The sequence below is a fragment of the Nitrospira sp. CR1.1 genome (assembly GCA_014055465.1).
Taxonomy (GTDB): Bacteria; Nitrospirota; Nitrospiria; order Nitrospirales; family Nitrospiraceae; genus Nitrospira_A.
Window position 1 is genome coordinate 82,441 of record WIAF01000002.1, and the last position, 19,049, is coordinate 101,489.

A 19,049-nucleotide genomic window follows, 5' to 3' on the forward strand; every position below is an offset into this window, starting at 1 on the left:
GTTATCGCAACTCCACAATCGTCACCCCATCGCCCCCTTCTGCGCGGTCGCCCGGTCTGAAGGCCATCACGTAGGGAGAGGCCTTCAAGTAGTCCCGCAAAGCGCTTCTCAACCGGCCGGTCCCATGCCCATGGATGATGCGGACAAAGGGGCTCCCGCCGAGAATGGCGCGATCGAGACCGGCCACTACCACGTCCAATGCATCGTCAGCTGCCTGACCGCGCACGTCCAGCGTCTCCTGGATGTCCTCGGATGACAGCGTCTGGCTGGTTCGCCTCGGTGAAGCGGCGCTCGTTTTGACAGGTCCCGGGGCCTGTGGCTGACGATTCCTCTGGATTCCTGCCAGACTCGCCACATGAGCCAGGATTTCCCCCTCACCGACTTTCAGACGCACGCGCTTTTTGCCTTGGGGATTCTCCAGCAACGTTCCGGTCATACCCAACCCGACCACCTCGACCGCGTCTCCGACGGACAGCTGATCGACGGGAATCGGTTCTTCTGATTCTTCGACCTCGCGCCGGACCGCCTGTTCCAATTCGATCAACCGGGCTTTGGCCTCCTTGGCCTTGAGCAATTTTTGATCGCGCTTCAGGTCGTCCATCGTCGCCTGCACTGCGGCCCTGGCGCGCTGAAACTCCTGAGACAACTTTTTCTTCAACCCCTGTCGCTCATCCCGTTCGGATTCCTGTAGGAACGTCAGCAACTCCTGCGACTCGCGAGACGCCTGTTCCGCAGCCTGCCGGGCCGCCGTCGCAGCCGTCAGGTCGTCGTTGAGTCGTCGTTGTTTGTCCTGCAAGTCCCTGAGCAGCGTCTCCAGCAAGCGGTTGTCTCCCTGCAATCGGGCGCGAGCATCCTCCAGGAGCGACTGATCCATCCCGAGACGTCCTGCAATTTCAATCGCCGCCGAGCCGCCTGGTTGGCCTTGAATCAAGCGATAGGTCGGTGAAAGAGTATCGAGGTTAAATTCCACGCTGGCATTGGCGAAGCCCGGCCGGTCCTGGGCCAGGCCTTTCAACAGGCTGTAGTGGGTGGTGGCCACGACTTTCACCCCCGCAGCCGCCAGCCGGCACAACAACGCACTCGCGAGCGCTGCCCCTTCGGCCGGATCCGTGGAGGTCACCGGTTCATCCAGCAACACCAGGGCTCGAGCAGGAGGCACCGGCGTGCTGTCCTGCCCGCCCCCCGCGCCATCCGACACTTCGCTCAGGAGCTGCACCATTTGTGTAATGTGGGCCGAAAAACTGGACAGATCCCTCGCCAGATCCTGCGCATCACCGATGTCCGCATACACCGACGAAAAGATCGCCATCTCCGACTCAGGAGCACAGGGAAGATGCAGGCCACAACGGACCATCAGCGAGAACAATCCCAGCAACTTCAAGATGACGGTCTTCCCGCCCGTGTTGGGGCCCGAAATGATGAGGACCCGCACCGCTTCATCAAACGCGAGATCATTCGGCACCACCTGGTCCTTGCTCACCACCAGAAACGGGTGGCGCGCGTGCGCGAGGAGAATGCGTCCCTGGTCATTGAGGCGCGGCGGCGAGGCCTGTAGACGTTGACTGAGACCTGCCTTCGCCGAAATGGCGTCCAGCCGACCGAGCAGGGCCACACTCCCGGCCAGCGCCGGTTGATGAGGCGCCACCAGCGCCGACAGTTCCCGAAGGATCCTGCGCACCTCGCGTTCGACATCCAGGTCCACCACCTTGATGGAGTTATTGAGATCTACGAGTTCCCGGGGTTCCAAAAAGAGCGTGGCGCCGCTGGACGACACGTCGTGCACGATGCCGGGCATTCGCCCCTGCATCTCGGCCTTAATCGGGACCACGTATCGCCCTTCCCGCTGGGCGAAATATCGTTCCTGCAAGACTTCTTCATATCGACGCGAATGGAGAATCTGTTCGAGCCGGTGCCGCATCTGCTGTTTGAGGTCATTGGCCCGCTGGATCAACCGATGCAATTCCGGGCTGGCCGATTCCCGTATGGACCCATCGGGATCGATGGCACCGTTCAGCGCGACGGTCAACCGACGGTATTCCTGAACCGGTCCGAGCTGAGCGGCCATGGCACTGACCGTCGGAGCGTCGGCCTGATGCCGCAGCAGGTATCGTTGGACGTCCACGATCAATTCCAACACCAGTGCGATGTCTCGCAGCTCATGCGCCTCCAAACAGGCGCCCTTCGCCACCCGCCCGAGCCACTCCGTCACGTTTGGAAATCGCAGGACGGGAAAAGGATCGACGCCGGTCCGCAGCCGCAGCATGTCGGAGGTTTCCTCCTGGCGGATCCGGGCTTGTGTCACGTCCCGCTCCAGCTCCATGGACCGACAGTGTTCCGCGCCGACTGTCGATTGGGCGTAGGACGCCACCAGATCCAACAGCTTGGCCCATTCCAAAACCTTACACGCTTCGAAGTGCAGCTTTTCCGATTGCATCACGCCCCGACTACCGATTGATGTTCAAAAAGCCAGACTCTACCCGACCACCAGAGCTCAGGCAAGGCAGATCAGCGGCCTATGGAATTCCCAGACACCTGTTGCCGCTCTCCGCCCCACTCCCTCTTTTTGTATGCTTGACAGGCAGAAAGTCGGTCAGTACTATCGCCCCAGACTGACGCTGTTCAACCCGTTTAATTCTTGAGGATTTAGCCCCATGACCACACGTATCGGCATCAATGGATTCGGACGCATCGGCCGCAACGTTCTTCGTGCTTCCCTGGGAGATCCCAGCCTTGAATTTGTCGCCATCAACGATCTCACCGATGCCAAGACCTTGGCCTATCTACTTAAGTATGATTCGGTTCATGGGACGCTGCAGGCCTCCGTCGAGGCCAAAGACGATCAGCTGATTATTGACCGCCGCCCCATCAAGGTCCTGGCCGTCAGGGATCCCAAGGAACTGCCATGGAAAGCCCTCGGCGTGGATATTGTCGTGGAATCGACCGGGCATTTTACTGACCGCGAGGGAGCGGGAAAGCACCTGTCGGCTGGAGCAAAAACCGTCATCATTTCCGCTCCGGCGAAAGATCCCGACGCCACGGTGGTCCTTGGAGTGAACGAACAGGTGTTCGACGCCAAGGCTCACCATATCGTCTCCAACGCCTCCTGCACGACGAACTGTCTGGCTCCGGTCGCGAAAGTCCTGCTGGAAAACTTCGGCATTAAGCACGGCGTGATGACGACGATCCACTCCTATACGAACGACCAGCAACTGCTCGACCTGCCCCACAAGGATCTCCGGCGCGCACGCGCGGCAGGCATGTCGATGATTCCAACCAGCACCGGCGCAGCCAAGGCCCTGCATCTGGTGATTCCGCAATTGAAAGGCAAACTGGACGGACTGGCCATTCGCGTTCCCACCCCCAACGTCTCGCTGGTGGATCTGACCGTCGAAACGGAACAGGATTGCGATGTTGCCGGGGTCAATGCCGCGTTCAAAAAAGCCGCCGCCGGTCCCATGAAAAATGTGCTGGCCTACTCGGAAGCACCCATCGTCTCGATCGATCTCAAAGACGATGCACACTCTGCCATTGTCGATGCTCCGCTGACCGCCGTGATCGACAAACGGCTCGTCAAAGTCACTGCCTGGTACGACAACGAGTGGGGCTATTCCTGCCGCGTGCGGGACCTGATCAAATACATCGTCGCGAAATCGGCGTAGCGCGTCGCACGACACGCTTTTCTGACGTGCAGCACCGGCCGGGGCTGTCAACGATCGGCGCGGGACACAGCAGAGGAGGAGTGAGGATCTGCCATGAATATTCGCAAACGGATCATCGAGGATGTGCAACTTCGGGGCAGGCGCGTGATTATCCGCGCCGACTATAACGTGCCCCTCGATGATTCCTTGCAGATCACAGACGATACCAGGATCCGGTCGACCCTTCCCACCATCAATCGGGCCGTCGACGAGGGAGCCAAGGTTATCCTGTGCTCACACCTCGGTCGACCGAAGGGGAAATTTGATCCGAAGTTCAGCCTGGCTCCGGTTGCCAAACGCCTCCAACGGCTGCTCGGCAAGGAAGTGATTTTTGCCCCGGATTGCATCGGCTCTGCCGTCGAAGGGCTCGTGGCCAAGATGCAACCAGGCGATGTCATGTTACTGGAAAACCTCCGTTTTCACCCTGAAGAGGAGAAAAACGACGAAGGCTTTTCCAAGGCACTGGCGTCACTGGCCGACGTCTATATCAATGACGCTTTCGGCGCCGCCCATCGAGCCCATGCCTCCACCGTCGGCATCACGAAATATATTCCCGAAGCGGCAGCCGGGTATTTGCTCAAGAAAGAAATCGAGTACCTGGAAGGGGCCGTCGAGAACCCGGTGCGGCCATTTGTGGCTATTTTAGGCGGCGCCAAGGTATCCGGAAAAATCGGTGTCATTGAAAATCTCGGAAAGAAAGTCGACAAGGTCATCATCGGCGGGGGCATGGCGTTCACCTTCCTGAAAGCCATGGGTCTTGAGATCGGCCAATCGCTCGTTGAAAACGACATGCTCGACTTCGCCAAGGGAGTGCAGGACCACGCCTTTGCCAGCGGCGTCAAATTCTATCTTCCCGTGGACTGTGTGGTCGCAGCCGGGCGGGAGCCGGGAGCCGAGACGAAAATCGTTCCGGTTCAGGAGATTCCCAAGGGGTGGTATGGACTCGATATCGGTCCCGCGTCGGTGAAATTGTTTTCCGAGGCAGTCCAGGATGCGAAAACCATTCTGTGGAATGGCCCCATGGGCATGTTCGAAGTGGACGCCTTCGCGAGAGGCACCCTTGCCATGGCCCATTCCGTCGCAAACGCGTATGCCCTGACCATTGTCGGAGGAGGCGAAACGGCCCTGGCCATTCACCGCGCCGGAGAGTCTGAAAGCATTTCATTCATCTCTACCGGTGGTGGCGCAGCGCTCGAGCTACTTGAGGGAAAAACTCTCCCGGGACTTGCCGCACTTCCCAATCGTGCAACGTAACGACAACCTCCGCCATTCCTACAGGAAAGAGGCTTCGTGAGAACCCGCTTCATCATCGGCAACTGGAAAATGAACAAGACCGGTACCGAAGCCGGGGCGTTCGTTCGTCGCCTGTTGCAGGAACTGCCGGATCTCGACGGAATCCAGGTCGGGTTTGCGCCGCCGTTCACCGCGCTGCACGCAGCCCGTGAAGCGCTCGGTCCCGCATCAACCTTTCACCTCGGTGCGCAAAATCTTTATTGGGAAGAAAAAGGCGCCTTCACTGGTGAAGTATCGGGCCCCATGTTGAAGGAGCTCGGCTGTCAATTTGTCTTGATCGGTCACTCGGAACGCAGACAATTCTTCGGAGAACAAGACGGCTGGACGAATAAAAAGATTCTGGCCGCCCAGCGAAACGGACTCCAGCCGGTTCTCTGTGTCGGCGAAACGCTTCAGGAGCGCGATACCGACCAGACCAACCTGGTCATCCAACGCCAGCTTCGCGCCGGACTCGCTGGAATCGAGAGCCAGAATCTCGACACTATGATTATCGCCTACGAACCAGTGTGGGCTATCGGTACAGGACGCGCCGCCTCACCTGAACAAGCGGTGCCGGTTCATCAACTGATCCGCCACACCCTGAACGAATTGAGCGGAGCTGAGGCAGGCCGGCGGGTCCGCATTCTGTATGGAGGAAGCGTTACGCCGCACAATATTGCTGATTTTCTGGCTTCTAAAGAAATCGACGGCGCATTAGTCGGCGGGGCTTGTTTAGATCCGGTCTCTTTTGCTACACTCGCCAAGGTCGCTGTCAGGTCCAAACCTGCCGCAGGCTAAAAACTCACTATGTACATACTGCTCGTCATCATTCATGTCATCGTCTGCCTGCTCATGATTGGAGCCATTCTGCTGCAATCCGGTAAAGGCGCTGAAATCGGAGCGGCATTCGGCGGCTCCAGCCAAACCGTGTTCGGAAGCCGGGGGCCGGCGAACTTCCTGAGCAAGTTCACGGTCATCACCGCGTTCGTCTTCATGTTCACGTCATTGTCTTTGGCTATTATCGCCAAGGACCGAAACTTTTCGTCGACGGTCATCGACCTCAACAAGAAACCTGCCGCAACAACCCCCAGCACCACACCGGCGGAAACCACAACGCCACCGGCCAAGGACTCGCATTCTTCCAGCGAAGGTTCCCACTAAGCCTTTCCGTTCCACCTGTCTTCGAACCAACTCAACCCGATCGGCCAGTGCCAAACGCTTCGCATGGGCTGCAAAACTCCGCGGCCACTGGCCCGGGTATTGTGCTGGTTGAACATGGAGGATAAAGGTAGAACTAGGGAATGCGTGAGGAGAGGGGTCTTATCACACCCCGCATTGATGCGCCGAATGATTCAATCAAAAGATCAATCGAGGATTGTCGCGACCTGCTAGACGGGAGTGAGCCATTGCCGGTGAGCCGCATCGGTGCCGCGCACCACATCAAAAAACGCCTTTTGTAACGTCTGCGTGATCGTCCCCGGTTTTCCGCTGCCGATACGCCGTTGATCAATTTCCGTCACTGGCGTGAGTTCCGCTGCAGTCCCTGTCACAAACACTTCCTCAGCCACATACATCTCATCGCGGGTGAATCGCTCCTCGACCACCGGAATGTTACGCTCTTTCGCCAGTTGAATGATGGAGTTGCGCGTGATCCCTTCCAGAATCGAAGTTAACGGAGTGGTCTTCAACACGCCACGCCGCACGATGAAGACATTTTCCCCCGTCCCCTCAGCCACATATCCTTCGGGATCGAGCATGATCGCTTCATCGTACCCATCGGCTTTGACTTCCCGCTTCGCAAGGATGGAATTCACGTAATAACCGGAAATTTTCCCGCGGGTCATGGACACATTGACATGGTGCCGCGTAAATGAAGAGACTCTGGCGCGAATCCCCTTTAGCAGAGCCTCGTCCCCTAGATAGGTACCCCATTTCCACGCGGCGATACTCACCTTAATGGGATTTTCGCCGGGATACAGCCCCATGGCGCCGTACCCGATATAGACCAGCGGCCGAATATAACAAGCCTCTAGCCGGTTCACCCTGACGGTTTCGACAATGGCGTCGGTGATTTGCTTTCGGTCGTAGGGCATCTCGATCAGGCCGATGTGCGCCGATTCAAACAACCGGTCCACATGCTCAGGCAGCCTGAAAATAGCCGATCCGCTTGTTCCCTTGTAGCAGCGGATGCCCTCAAAGGCGGCCAAGCCATAGTGCAGCGAGTGCGTCAGCACATGCACCTGCGCATCGGCCCACGCCACAAACTTCCCATCCATCCATATTTTTTCGCTGGTTTGTAACATGCGCGGGATAATACCAGCGGCTCGCGATGAGCGTCAAGGCAACAGCCGGCCAACACTCAGACCCGCAGTAATGTTCGGACACCGCGCCGTCCGACCGAGCTCCTTCTTGCGGTTTTGCCCGCCATCACCCACCAAGCCAGCACTTATTCTTGACACCCTCTCCGAGGCTATGATAAACACCCACGTTCTGCTGATGAGGAGAAGGACGCACATGTACGCTATTATCGAGACAGGCGGGAAACAGTATCGAGTGGAAACAGGGACCGTGCTTCAGGTGGAGTCCCTCCCGGGCGATGTCGGCCATTCCGTGCAGATCGACAAGGTTCGACTGGTGAATGGCGACAATGGATTGGTGGTCGGCCAACCGGTCGTCGCCGGCGCGCGCGTCACGGCGGAAATCATCCGCCAGGGACGCACCAGATCAATCACGGTCTTCAAGAAGCAACGTCGCAAGAATTATCGCCGCACCAGAGGCCACCGGCAGGGCTTTACGCAGCTGCGGGTCACTGAGATCGCAACGAAGTAACGACTCGAAGGGGAGTTTGCCATGGCAACAAATAAAGGCGGCGGTTCGACAAGAAACGGCCGTGACAGTAACCCGCAATACCTCGGCGTCAAAGCCTACGGAGGAGAGACGATCAAGGCCGGCTCCATCATTGTGCGTCAGCGCGGGACGAAGTTTTTCCCCGGCCTCAACGTAGGCCTAGGCCGTGATCATACGCTCTATGCTTACGTCGCCGGTGTCGTAAAGTTCGAAGGCGGCCGCGGCCGACAGAAGGTCAGCGTCTATCCGGTGACAGCGAAGGCCTGATCCCTCCTCAGTTTCGGTCTTTGTTCCTCGGAACACATGCCTTTCGCTCACGCAGCAGCCCCCATGAGCCGGCGGTTACGCTATATTGTGGCCTCTGAATAAATGATGCCGGGTGGGGGATCGCTGCAATGTCTACATTTGTCGATCAAGTTCAAATCCTGGTCAAAGCCGGACACGGCGGCAACGGGGCCTGCAGCTTCCGTCGCGAGAAATTTGTCCCGCGCGGTGGCCCGGATGGCGGGGATGGCGGAGACGGCGGCAGCGTCATTGTCGAGGCCACAACTCGGCTCAGCACTCTGCTGGATCTGCGGTACCAAAAACATTACGAGGCGGAAAAGGGCGAGGTCGGCGGCGGCAGCAACTGCCATGGGCGCCGCGGCGCCGATGTGCGTATTCCTGTCCCGGTCGGCACCATCGTGGTCGACGAGAATACCCAGGAACTCCTGGCGGACCTGACCGTGGATGGCGAGAGTTGTGTCATTGCCAGGGGAGGAATGGGGGGCCGCGGCAATACTCGCTTCGCCACCTCTACCAACCGTGTCCCGACTCAGTTCGAACCGGGCACGCCGGGTGAGGAACGCCTTCTGCGCCTCGACTTGAAACTCCTGGCCGATGTCGGATTGGTCGGCTACCCGAATGCCGGAAAATCGACGTTGATCTCCGCCGTCTCTGCGGCACGTCCCAAGATCGCCGACTATCCCTTTACCACCCTCACACCCAACCTGGGTGTCGTACGATCGCCCGGCGACCACAGCTTCGTCATTGCGGACATCCCCGGATTAATCGAAGGCGCCCACGAAGGCAAGGGCCTCGGCTTTCAATTTCTCCGGCACATTGAACGCACCAGCCTGTTGCTCCATGTGATCGATATTTCAGAGTGGGCCACTGAGGACCCGGTCGCAAGTCTCAAGGTCATGCGCCACGAACTCTCTGCCTATGATGACGCGCTCGCCGCGCGCCCCTTTGCCGTAGTGGGCACGAAACTCGACGTCAAAGGCGAAGGAGAACGGCTCGAACGGCTTCGGACATATTGCCAACGGCGCAAGATTTCATTTTTTGCCATTTCGGCGGCCACGCGGGAAGGGCTGGACGAGTGTATCCGCTACATGGGCCAGCAGGTGGAGCGGCTCCGGAAAACCCCGTGCGAGACAAACTCCTAAAACAAGCCAGACGAGTGGTTATCAAGATCGGAAGCAGTCTGGTCGCGTCACGCGAATCCGGCCTGAGCACCGAGCGCATCGAGCGACTCGCCACCGAAATTGCCCAGATACGGGCACAGGGGCGCGAAGTGCTGGTTGTCTCGTCCGGCGCGGTCGTCTCTGGCATCAAAAAACTACAGTTACGGGAGTATCCCAAAAGCCTGCCGATCAAACAGGCCGCCGCCGCGGTCGGCCAGAGCCTCCTGATGTGGGCCTACGAGAAGGCGTTCGAACGCCTCTCTCTTCGCGTGGCCCAAGTGTTGTTGACCCATGAAGACCTCGCGGATCGCCGGCGGTTTCTGAACGCCCGGCACACCCTCACCACCCTGATCAAATTCGGCGTCATTCCCATCATTAACGAAAACGATACCGTCGCGGTCGAGGAGATCCGCGTAGGAGACAACGATACGCTGGCGGCCCAGGTCGCTCACCTGGTGGATGCCGACCTGCTGATCATCCTTTCTGACGTGGACGGACTCTTCACCGCCGATCCTCGCAAAGATTCGCAGGCCACACTGATTCCGCTGGTTCAAGAGATCACGGAGGACATCGAGCAACGTGCAGGCATGTCCTCCACCTTTGAAGGCACCGGCGGCATGGCGACGAAGGTACGCGCCGCTAAGAAAGTGGGAGAATATGGCGTGGCGACCTTGATCCTGAACGGGACACGCACAGGCCTGCTTCCGGATGCGCTGTCAGGGCAACCAGGCGGCAGCCTGTTTCTCGGCCGCGAACGGCGCATGAACAGCCGAAAACATTGGATCGCGTTTACGTTACGCCCCCGCGGGCACGTGCAATTGGATCAGGGCGCCGTTGAGGCGCTGGTGCGAAACGGCAAAAGCCTGTTGGCCTCGGGCATCCGTGATATTACCGGCCACTTCGAGGCCGGCGACGCGGTCACCTGCGCCGGACCTGACGGGAGAGAATGCGCCAAAGGCCTGGTCAATTTCTCATCCACGATCTTGACCCGCATCAAAGGGCTTAAGACTGCCGACATCCAGAAAATCCCTGGTCTCCAGGAGTACGAAGAGGTCATTCACCGCGACAACCTGGTGATCCTGTAACGGCTCAGGTCTAGGCGCCGGCTGCCAGGGCTGTGCTTCCGTACGTGCCGCATATTCGCGAATTGAGATGGAGCCCACATGCGCCTGGGACTCTTGGGCGGCAGTTTTAATCCGATTCACCGGTGCCATCTGTTGATTGCGCAGTCGGCACGGCGTCTCCTGCATCTGGATCAGGTGCTGTTCATCCCGACCGGTGATCCCCCGCACAAACAACCGGGTACCCTGGCTTCCGCACACCATCGCTATCACATGGTCCAACTGGCGATTCAAGATCAGCCCGCCTTCACCCTCACGGACATGGAAATCCGCCGGACCGGCAAATCCTATTCCATCGATACCGTCCGCGCGCTTCAACAGGAATACGGGGCGGACGCCGCGCTCTTTTTCATCATTGGCCTCGATGCGTTTCTGGACCTTCCCTCCTGGAAGGAAGCGGAACGTCTTCTGACGCTCTGCCATTTCGTGGTCATTTCCAGACCGTCCACGACCTTCCTGGCAGTGGCCTCCATGCCGTTTTTTCCTGAAATTCCCACCGATGAGCTGATCGCGCTGGATGCCGGGCGGCTGGAACGAGCGGACGTGCCGCTCAAAAATGGTCAGGCGCTGACATTCTTGAGGCTGCCGCCCTGTGAAAGCTCTGCGTCGGACATCAGAGCACGCGTGTCCGATGGCCGTCCTCTGGCAAATTTGTTGCCCACCCTGGTCGAATCCTATATACTTCGCGAGGGGTTATACAGGGAGGACCGTGAGCGTTTCTGAGACAAAAGCCAAAGCTCTCGCGGTGGCTGCCGCCATTCTGGACAAGAAAGCCACCGATGTCCTGATCCTGCATATCGCCAAACTGACCTCTATCGCCGACTACTTAGTCATCGGCTCCGGCGAGTCGGAACGTCAAGCACGGGCGATCGCAGACCACGTCGGCGATGTGCTCAAGGCCCAAGGGCATCCGCCGCTCAGTGTTGAAGGGGCGTCGTCAGCCAAGTGGGTCGTTATGGACTTTGGTGACGTCATCGTTCACATCTTCCAGAAGGATATTCGCGAACACTACGCCCTCGAACGACTGTGGGGCGACGCAGGACAGGTCAAGCTGCCGGAAGAGCGCGCCGTGAAGGTGGCTCCACCGGCACGCACAACGGCCCGGACTGCCCGCACCCGGAAACGGGTCTAGCATGTTTCGGCTTCTCTCCACGATTTTCCTTGTCAGTGTCGGCATCTTTCTCTACAGTTATTTCCGCGAACTGAACCCTGGCACAATCACGGTCCGGACCAGTCCCGACGCCCTCTTTGAGCTGAGCCCCGTCTCATTGGTGCTGTTCTCGATGGCCCTGGGCGCCACGGTGGTTGCCCTCATCGTCACGATCAAGGAAACGTCGCACGTCTTCATGAATTGGCGCACGAATCGCCTCGTACGCCGCAAGGAGAAGGTGGACGCTCTCCACCGGGATGGAACGCACGCCTTCATGTCCAAGCGAACAGCCGATGCCGTCAGCCTGTTTGAGCGCGCCCTCGTCATCGATCCCAATCGGACCGACTCATTGCTGTGGCTCGGCAATATTTATCGTTCCGAAAGCAATTTCACGGAAGCCATCCGGCTCCACCAGCAGGCCTACCGCATTGAAGAACGGAATGTGGAGGTGCTGCTCGAATTAGCCAAGGATTTGGAAGGCGCCCGCCGCTATGAAGAGGCCCTCCAGACACTCCAGAATATTCTGCGGATCGAGCCGGACAATCTAATGGCCCTGATCCGCAAGCGCGATTTGCAGATCAAACTCGAAAAATGGAGCGACGCGCTGGAGATCCAACACCGGTTGGTCAAAGCGAACCTCCCAGAAAGCGAGCGCCGGGCCGAGGCCAATCTTCTGCTGGGCTGCATGTATGAAGTGGGTCGGCAACTCCTGGAGCGAGGGCACCCGGACAAGGCCCGCCGGTATTTCAGGGGCGCGATCAAAAAAGATCGTTCGTTCCTGCCGGCCTATATCGGCATCGGGGAGATCTTGGTCCGTGAGGGAAAAATCAAGAACGCGGTTGAAATCCTCAAAAAGATTTACGCCAAGACGCGCAGTGTCATCATCCTGCACCGCCTGGAAGAATTGTTTCTGGAGCTCGGAGAGCCGGATGAAATCATCCGTGTGTACCAGGAGGCCCTGCAGCAGGATCCGCACAATGCCGTGATCCAGTTCTACCTGGGCAAGCTGTATTACCGGCTCGAAATGGTGGATGAGGCGTACGACGTGCTGGCAACCCTGGACGGCACGCAGGAACAGCTTGTCGATTACCATAAGATCATGGCCAATCTGTACCTTCGCAAACAACACATGGACGAGGCGGTGGGCGAACTGAAAAAAGCCCTGGGCTTCAAGAAACGTGTCGTCGTGCCCTACCAATGCACCCAATGCCACCATGAGTTGGCCGAATGGTCAGGTCGGTGCCGCCGGTGCGGCCGCTGGAATACCTATGTCGCCCTGCCCTGGAGAGACAGTGCCAAGTCCGGTGCCGATCAGGACGGGCAGACGGCACGGATCCCCGCCGTCCCCTATCAAGGCATTGCATCTCCGTTTGAAACCGTGTAGGGTTTCCACCGCCCTTTTTTCTTTTCACGGATAAGACCTCAGCCTCGTACGCCCCCATCGTGGAGCAAAGGCTAGTCTGTCTTTTCGAGGAGTAGCGTGCATGACTGATTTTACGATCCTGGCCGACAAGGCTTTGCGGGATGAGTTGCTCACCCCAGAGGAATGCCTCGCCGTATTGCACACACCAGACGACCGGTTGCTCGAACTTCTACAGGCAGCCTTCAAGGTCCGTGAGCGGTATTTCGGCAAGACTGTTCGTCTTCAAATGCTTCTGAACGCGAAGAGCGGCGCCTGCCAGGAAGACTGTGGGTACTGCTCGCAATCCTCCGTGTCAACGGCCCCCATCGAGCGGTATGGCCTGCTGCCGCAAGATCAAATGATAACCGGCGCGCGCCGCGCGGCCGCCGCCAAAGCTCAACGCTACTGCATCGTCATCAGCGGACGCAGCCCGCTGGATCGGGAGATCGCTGATATCGCCTCGGCCGTCCGGTCCATCAAGCAGGAAGTCCCGATCCAAATCTGTTGCTCCTTGGGACTCCTCAACGAACGCCAGGCGAAAGACCTCAAAGCCGCCGGTGTGGATCGCATTAATCACAACCTGAATACGAGCGAGGCCTATCACGCGGAAATCTGCAGCACGCACACGTTTCAAGACCGGCTCGCCACGATTCGACATGCGAGGACGGCCGGTCTGGAGATCTGTTCGGGAGGCATTGTCGGGATGGGAGAGGGTGATGAGGATTTGATCGATCTGGCGCTTGCCCTTCGGGAGGTCAAACCGGATTCGATTCCCCTGAACATGCTGCATCCGGCTTCCGGCACACCGCTGGAGCATTGCACGCCCCTGACGCCGCAGCGCTGCCTGAAAGCCCTCTGCCTATTCCGCTTTCTTCACCCGCGCACGGAACTTCGTATCGCCGGCGGCCGCGAGCATAACTTGCGCAGCCTGCAACCCCTGGCGCTCTATCCGGCAGATTCCGTGTTTGTGAATGGGTATCTCACCACTCCAGGCCAACCGGCCGCAGAAGTCTGGCGCATGATTGAAGACCTGGGATTTGATATCCAAGTGGACGCGCTCCCGACACAGGGCGCCACTCCAGCCGCGGAGCCGGCTGTCGGCCTTCATTCATAACGAAGCCCCTCGACCAAGGGTTGCCTGGCGGCCCAGCGGGCCGGCCAGAACCCGGCAAGGAGGGATGCCACCAATGCCAAGGCAGCAACCTCTGCCATGAGGCCAACTGGCCAGGAGATCTGGATTGTCCAGCCGAACGACTGCCGGTTGATGACCCGGATCAAGATGAGCGCGAGGGCAGCCCCTCCGAACAATCCCATCGCTGTCCCCAGCAATCCCAAATAGCCGGCCTCCCAGAGAATTAACGCCGTCACCTGCCCCCGGCTGCTGCCCAACGCCTGTAAGGTAGCCAATTCACGCCGCCGCTCGACCACCGATGTGACCAATGTGTTGATGATTCCCAACGTCGCGATGATCACGGCGATGGCCTCCAGCACATAGGTCAAGGTAAACGTCCGGTCGAAAATTCGAAGAATCTCCTGGCGCAACTCTGCATTGCTCAACAGAGTCGGCATGAGATTTCCGGCTGAGGCTCTGGCGAGGGTGTCAAGAATGGCCGTTCGGGCCTTCTCCATATCGGCACCCGATTCGACATAGACAGGAAAGACGGTCACCCCCTCATCGTTCCACCATTGCTGATACAACGAACGGTCAATGACGATCTTGCCCCCATCGGTGGCATAGTCATAAAACACGCCCAGCACCTCTAAGGACTGCTCGCCCCTCTGCGTCACAATAGACAACCGGCTTCCCCTGCCTACCGCCAAATGATTCGCGACTACCTCTGAAAGAATTGCGCCTTCCCCGGCCGCGGCACGAGCCAGGATTGCCGCAGACTCCCCTTCCACAAAAAGATACCGGCTCCGGGCTGCATGAAGCGCTAGATCGCGGGACACCAGCGAGACCGGCCTTCCGTGCAGGTCGATGCGCAGGTCACGGTACGTGTCAACCGCTGAGACGAGGTGTGAACTGGCCAACCGGGCCCGCCAGTGACCAGGCAGCACCGGACTCGACGTCCCGCTGCGCACTGCGTGCGGCCACCCGGCGGGAGCGACGATAAAATCGGCCATGACGGTCTGATCGATCCAGATTTCAACCGTGTCGCGAAAACTTCGAATCATAACCAGCACGCCGACCATAATCGCGACGCCCACGAGAAAAGCAGATACCGTGACGGCATTCCGCCCCATCCCCCGGCTGGTCTGCTCGCGGGCGATATGCCGTATGGCCCCTCCCAACGTGGGTGTCTGGGACATAACGCCCAATTCCCTGGTCTGACAGAGGCGCAGCATCAGGCTAGGCACGAGGCAGGACAAACCCGCGAGCAGACAAAAGGTTGCAAGATACCCGAATACCGGCACTCCACCGACCGGACCGGCCAATGCGCATCCCATGGTAATCACTAACAGAACTCCACCAGCCAGGCCCAGCGAAGCCGCACGGACGCGCTGAGCGACATCGTATTCACCCGGCGCCAGCGCCGCGACCACAATGGTGCGTCCGGCATCCACACTCGGACCGAGTGCGCCCAGGATGGATACTCCACTCCCAATCATCACCGCTTCGACCAACAACCGGCCCGACCCGGGAGGAAAACCGGCGGCTCCGGTCGAATGAGACAGCGGAGTATAGAGATCATGGATCGTCCGGCCGACCAGCGCGACCAGCACATCGCCCAGCAACAGACCGAGTACCCCCCCCAGCAGTCCGCCCGCCACCCCGAACACTCCGGCTTCCGCCAGAAACAGGCCGACGACCATCGGTTCCGACATGCCGATCGCGCGCAGAATCCCTACCTCTCGCCGTCGCTGTGCCACCGTAAAGGAAACGGTGTTGTAGATCAGAAAGATCCCGACCAGGAGCCCCACCATGCTCAAAACGGTAAGATTCAGTTGAAAGGCCCCGACCATCGACTCGACCTGCCGGCTACGCTGGATCGGACGGCGAACCGTGACAGCCGGGGGCAAGACCTTCCCGATCGCCTCCGCCACCTGCTCGACAGACGCAGCGGGCGACGTGACCACATCTATGCGATCGAGACGACCGATGAGCCCGAAGGTCCGCTGCACCGCCGCGATATCCATCACCGCCATGCGGTCCCAGGCTGAAGACGCGCCCGGGCGGCGCCCCATGACTCCTATAATGGAGACGGACACCTGCTGGTCACCGCTCTGAAGCGCCAATTGAGCCCTTGGTGCAAGACCCAGTTCCGACGCAAGGGCCTGCCCCACCAGAAGGCCATTATCCGCCAGGAGGTCGTCCAAGGCGACTCGCTCGCCAGCCCGCGCTCCCGCATCAGGTGGGGGAGAGACACGTCCTCCCTCTGAGCTCAACTCCTCCAGGAGGTCCAAACCAAGGATCGGCAACGACTGCCGTGGGGTCCTGCCATCCATGACCCGCACGCCGACCTCCAACACCGGTCTCGCCGATCCAACGCCGGGAACGGTCCGAATGGTGGTAATTAGCCGCTCGTCCAGACCGGCTTCTCCAGCCGACACTTCAAGGGTGACCGGACCAGCAACCGTCAAGACTGACTCTTCAAAAGACCGCAGAACTTCCACGTTGGCCGTTTGAACGGCAATGGTGGCCGCAACTCCCAGTCCGACACCGATCATGGTCAACGCTGTCCGACCCGGATGAGTGGACAAATGTGTCCATCCCAGGCGCGCACAGACCTTGAATAAAGCAGCGTGAACCAACGACATCTGTACGCTCGTTCGCCTTACAGTCCAGTAATTGTTTTTACAGATTTACCCAGGTATGCTAAGATTACTTTCAGTAGAATTTGGGGTACATAATTCTTATGGCACTACGCAAACGACCTCAAGCAAAAAAATCCTCGAAAGCCACGAAAGCTTCGCCCGCAGCGAAGAAACGAAAGCCCGTGAAGTTGTCCAAGGCTGCGCCGGTGCGCGCCCGACGCTCAGACGGACTGACTCCCCGGCAAAAGGAAATTCTCAAACTGGTGTCGCAAGGGAACACCAACCGCGACATCGCCCGCCGTCTCGATATCAGCGTACGAACGGTTGAAGTGCATCGTTTTAATCTGATGCGACGATTGAAGGTCCGCAACGTGGCCCAACTGCTCCGTCAGGCGCTGCAGCAGGGCTTCCTTCCCAAGAACTTTGCATTTCGATAATCCGACTGAACAGCGCGTGGCGCGGAACCCCGCGCCACGTGTCACAACTCTTTTAACCGCCCCCGATAGGCCTCCATCCGTTGCCCCCCGCGAGAGGCGAGTTCTCCCTCCAACTCACGCTCCAGGCGTTCGAACACCCCCAGGCCTTCTTCCACCAAAACCGTGCCCACCTGAACAGCCGAGGCCCCGCAAAGAACATGTTCAAACGCATCGCTTCCTTGCATGACTCCCCCGGTTCCAATGATCGGAATACGCCCGGCGAGCAGCTTCCAAAACGCGCGCACATTGGCCAGGGCGACAGGCTTGATCAACGCTCCCCCCAAGCCCCCGAACCCTCCCTTTGGCTTAATGACCGGGGTTTCACGCTTCGGGTCGATCACAAGACCATTACCGACGGAATTGATCAAATTCAAATAGTCCACGCCGCAACGACCGATCACCTCGGCCATGACCGCATGGTGAGCCGGATCAAAATAGGGCGGCAGCTTGACGCCCATCGGAACCGTGATGAGCGGCCGCACTCGCTTCAGAAGCCGCTCTGAATCCACCGGGTCATAGGCGATTTGCGGCTTGCCGGGAATGTTCGGGCACGACAGGTTCACCTCAATGAGATCAGGGTTCGCCTGATTAATTACCCGCGCCATGGTGAGAAAATCGTCTTCGCACAAGCCGGCAATACTGGCGATGACAGGCTTGCCGAACTGCTTGAGCTCCGGGATGAGTTCCGCATAGGCCAGATAGCCAAGATTCGGAAGGCCCATGGAATTAATCGACCCGCTGGGAAATCCGTAATATCGCGGTTCAGGGTTCCCGTTACGCGGCTCCACCGTCATCGATTTGGTCACGATGGCGCCGGCCCGCGAACGTCCCAGGGCCAGCAATTCTTCGCGCGTCATGCAGAGCGCCCCGGACGCGTTCATGAAACAGCTCGGAAAGGTTACACCCGCAATGGTCGTGCTGAGATTCATACCGATCCTTTCTCCGGCAGGATGCTGGGACACTCCGACGGTAGCACTTACAAACGCTCACCCCGACCATCATGAATAGGGCGAGGCTGAGAAGCACCGAACTCCCTTCGCTCTCTTGAGATCAATGCGTGATACGGTTCACCAGACGCCCATCCCGCATGTGCCAGACATAATCCGCTGCTTCCGCCGCGCTGTCGCTGTGCGTCACCAACAACACGGAATGGCCGAACCGTTGGGGCAATGTGCGGAAGAGGCTCACGATGTCGGCGCCCTGTTTGGAGTCTAAATTTCCCGTCGGCTCGTCGGCCAGGATCAGGCGGGGCCGATGCACGATCGCCCTGGCGATTGCCACCCGCTGTTGCTCCCCCCCGGACAATTCACTGGGCCGATGCGAACGGCGCGCTTCCATCCCCACTGCCTGCAAGACCTCATCAATTCGATCCGCGACGATCCGCCCCTGTTCGCCCTTCAGCAACATGGGCAAAGCCACATTTTCCGCAACCGTGAGCCCGGGAATCAAATGAAAGGCCTGAAACACAATTCCAATCAACTCGCGCCGGAGACGCGTCCATTCGGTGGCGCTGGCATTGGTGACAGGCCGGCCCTCGATCATAATGGTCCCCGAAGTGGGTTGATCCAAGCCTGCGATCAAATTAAGCAGCGTACTTTTTCCGCATCCGCTTGGCCCCACAAACGCGCAAAATTCTCCGGTCTTCACCTCAAGCGTGACGTCCTGCAACGCGCACAGGACCGTTCCCCCACGGCGATATTCTTTCGAGAGGCGCTGAACGCCCACCAGGGCTTTGGCAGAATCATGCATCTCGGAAAACCATAACCAGAAACGACGATGGACTCTTCCATTCGTGGTCGGTGCACCGAACGGAACCAGTGAAATCGCCCCGATGCCGACGAAAAGGTGCTATATCACACCCCCTTTGACACCCACAACCTTG

General features: G+C 59.0%; 18 protein-coding genes. 13 read left to right on the forward strand and 5 right to left on the reverse strand.

Going from position 1 to position 19,049, the window contains the following annotated elements:
- Position 1 precedes the first annotated feature (1 nt).
- Entirely contained in the window at positions 2–2,437 is a 2,436-nt protein-coding gene (locus tag GDA65_04980; protein ID MBA5862044.1) for an endonuclease MutS2, read from the reverse strand.
- Positions 2,438–2,651: 214 nt separating this feature from the next.
- Between GDA65_04980 and gap the strand changes: the two genes are divergently transcribed.
- The 4 genes from gap (at position 2,652) to secG (ending at position 6,131) form a co-directional block, all read left to right on the forward strand.
- Positions 2,652–3,659 (forward strand): type I glyceraldehyde-3-phosphate dehydrogenase, encoded by a 1,008-nt coding sequence (gene gap / locus GDA65_04985; protein MBA5862045.1) that lies wholly within the window; start codon positions 2,652–2,654, stop codon positions 3,657–3,659.
- Between the two features lie 93 nt (positions 3,660–3,752).
- Positions 3,753–4,952 (forward strand): phosphoglycerate kinase, encoded by a 1,200-nt coding sequence (pgk, locus tag GDA65_04990; GenBank protein ID MBA5862046.1) that lies wholly within the window; start codon positions 3,753–3,755, stop codon positions 4,950–4,952.
- 36 nt (positions 4,953–4,988) lie between these two features.
- Entirely contained in the window at positions 4,989–5,768 is a 780-nt protein-coding gene (locus GDA65_04995) for a triose-phosphate isomerase (protein MBA5862047.1), read from the forward strand.
- Positions 5,769–5,777: 9 nt separating this feature from the next.
- On the forward strand, positions 5,778–6,131 hold the full coding sequence (gene secG, locus GDA65_05000) for a preprotein translocase subunit SecG (GenBank protein ID MBA5862048.1): 354 nt from the start codon (positions 5,778–5,780) through the stop codon (positions 6,129–6,131).
- Positions 6,132–6,358: 227 nt separating this feature from the next.
- On the opposite strand, the gene GDA65_05005 is transcribed toward secG, so the two are convergent.
- Positions 6,359–7,273, reverse strand: coding sequence for a branched-chain amino acid transaminase (locus tag GDA65_05005; protein ID MBA5862049.1), 915 nt, complete (start codon positions 7,271–7,273; stop codon positions 6,359–6,361).
- A gap of 211 nt (positions 7,274–7,484) precedes the next feature.
- On the opposite strand from GDA65_05005, the gene rplU reads away from it, so the two are divergent.
- The 8 genes from rplU to bioB all read left to right on the forward strand — a co-directional run bounded on the left by rplU (position 7,485) and on the right by bioB (position 14,049).
- Positions 7,485–7,799 (forward strand): 50S ribosomal protein L21, encoded by a 315-nt coding sequence (rplU, locus tag GDA65_05010; GenBank protein MBA5862050.1) that lies wholly within the window; start codon positions 7,485–7,487, stop codon positions 7,797–7,799.
- A 21-nt stretch (positions 7,800–7,820) separates the two neighbouring features.
- Positions 7,821–8,084, forward strand: coding sequence for a 50S ribosomal protein L27 (gene rpmA, locus GDA65_05015; protein ID MBA5862051.1), 264 nt, complete (start codon positions 7,821–7,823; stop codon positions 8,082–8,084).
- A gap of 128 nt (positions 8,085–8,212) precedes the next feature.
- Positions 8,213–9,244, forward strand: a complete 1,032-nt coding sequence (gene obgE / locus GDA65_05020; protein MBA5862052.1) for a GTPase ObgE — start codon at positions 8,213–8,215, stop codon at positions 9,242–9,244.
- Positions 9,226–10,347, forward strand: coding sequence for a glutamate 5-kinase (gene proB / locus GDA65_05025; GenBank protein MBA5862053.1), 1,122 nt, complete (start codon positions 9,226–9,228; stop codon positions 10,345–10,347). The genes obgE and proB overlap by 19 nt, the downstream gene beginning before the upstream one ends.
- Before the next feature lie 78 nt (positions 10,348–10,425).
- The gene (locus GDA65_05030) at positions 10,426–11,106 is read left to right on the forward strand and encodes a nicotinate-nucleotide adenylyltransferase (protein ID MBA5862054.1); all 681 of its coding nucleotides are present in this window, start codon (positions 10,426–10,428) and stop codon (positions 11,104–11,106) included.
- Positions 11,015–11,515, forward strand: a complete 501-nt coding sequence (gene rsfS / locus GDA65_05035) for a ribosome silencing factor (GenBank protein MBA5862055.1) — start codon at positions 11,015–11,017, stop codon at positions 11,513–11,515. The genes GDA65_05030 and rsfS overlap by 92 nt, the downstream gene beginning before the upstream one ends.
- Before the next feature lies 1 nt (position 11,516).
- Complete coding sequence (locus GDA65_05040) at positions 11,517–12,917, forward strand: tetratricopeptide repeat protein (GenBank protein MBA5862056.1); 1,401 nt, start codon at positions 11,517–11,519, stop codon at positions 12,915–12,917.
- Between the two features lie 100 nt (positions 12,918–13,017).
- Complete coding sequence (bioB, locus tag GDA65_05045; GenBank protein ID MBA5862057.1) at positions 13,018–14,049, forward strand: biotin synthase BioB; 1,032 nt, start codon at positions 13,018–13,020, stop codon at positions 14,047–14,049.
- On the opposite strand, the gene GDA65_05050 is transcribed toward bioB, so the two are convergent.
- Positions 14,040–16,694 (reverse strand): FtsX-like permease family protein, encoded by a 2,655-nt coding sequence (locus GDA65_05050; GenBank protein MBA5862058.1) that lies wholly within the window; start codon positions 16,692–16,694, stop codon positions 14,040–14,042. The genes bioB and GDA65_05050 overlap by 10 nt on opposite strands.
- Before the next feature lie 98 nt (positions 16,695–16,792).
- Between GDA65_05050 and GDA65_05055 the strand changes: the two genes are divergently transcribed.
- A complete protein-coding gene (locus tag GDA65_05055) occupies positions 16,793–17,128 on the forward strand; it encodes a hypothetical protein (protein ID MBA5862059.1) in 336 nt (111 codons plus the stop codon).
- Between the two features lie 41 nt (positions 17,129–17,169).
- Here GDA65_05055 and GDA65_05060 read toward each other — a convergent pair whose 3' ends face one another.
- Positions 17,170–18,096: a dihydroorotate oxidase gene (locus tag GDA65_05060; GenBank protein ID MBA5862060.1), complete on the reverse strand. Its 927-nt coding sequence runs from the start codon at positions 18,094–18,096 to the stop codon at positions 17,170–17,172.
- A gap of 121 nt (positions 18,097–18,217) precedes the next feature.
- Positions 18,218–18,916, reverse strand: a complete 699-nt coding sequence (locus tag GDA65_05065) for an ATP-binding cassette domain-containing protein (GenBank protein MBA5862061.1) — start codon at positions 18,914–18,916, stop codon at positions 18,218–18,220.
- Between the last annotated feature and the right edge of the window lie 133 nt (positions 18,917–19,049).

Coding starts and splice junctions, on each gene's coding strand:
- GDA65_05005 (MBA5862049.1), bottom strand. CDS start 7,273: ATGTTACAAACCAGCGAAAAAATATGGATGGATGGGAAGTTTGTGGCG.
- rplU (MBA5862050.1), top strand. CDS start 7,485: ATGTACGCTATTATCGAGACAGGCGGGAAACAGTATCGAGTGGAAACA.
- gap (MBA5862045.1), top strand. CDS start 2,652: ATGACCACACGTATCGGCATCAATGGATTCGGACGCATCGGCCGCAAC.
- obgE (MBA5862052.1), top strand. CDS start 8,213: ATGTCTACATTTGTCGATCAAGTTCAAATCCTGGTCAAAGCCGGACAC.
- GDA65_05055 (MBA5862059.1), top strand. CDS start 16,793: ATGGCACTACGCAAACGACCTCAAGCAAAAAAATCCTCGAAAGCCACG.
- rsfS (MBA5862055.1), top strand. CDS start 11,015: ATGGCCGTCCTCTGGCAAATTTGTTGCCCACCCTGGTCGAATCCTATA.
- GDA65_05065 (MBA5862061.1), bottom strand. CDS start 18,916: ATGCATGATTCTGCCAAAGCCCTGGTGGGCGTTCAGCGCCTCTCGAAA.
- bioB (MBA5862057.1), top strand. CDS start 13,018: ATGACTGATTTTACGATCCTGGCCGACAAGGCTTTGCGGGATGAGTTG.
- secG (MBA5862048.1), top strand. CDS start 5,778: ATGTACATACTGCTCGTCATCATTCATGTCATCGTCTGCCTGCTCATG.
- GDA65_05040 (MBA5862056.1), top strand. CDS start 11,517: ATGTTTCGGCTTCTCTCCACGATTTTCCTTGTCAGTGTCGGCATCTTT.
- pgk (MBA5862046.1), top strand. CDS start 3,753: ATGAATATTCGCAAACGGATCATCGAGGATGTGCAACTTCGGGGCAGG.
- rpmA (MBA5862051.1), top strand. CDS start 7,821: ATGGCAACAAATAAAGGCGGCGGTTCGACAAGAAACGGCCGTGACAGT.
- GDA65_05060 (MBA5862060.1), bottom strand. CDS start 18,096: ATGAATCTCAGCACGACCATTGCGGGTGTAACCTTTCCGAGCTGTTTC.
- GDA65_05030 (MBA5862054.1), top strand. CDS start 10,426: ATGCGCCTGGGACTCTTGGGCGGCAGTTTTAATCCGATTCACCGGTGC.
- GDA65_05050 (MBA5862058.1), bottom strand. CDS start 16,694: ATGTCGTTGGTTCACGCTGCTTTATTCAAGGTCTGTGCGCGCCTGGGA.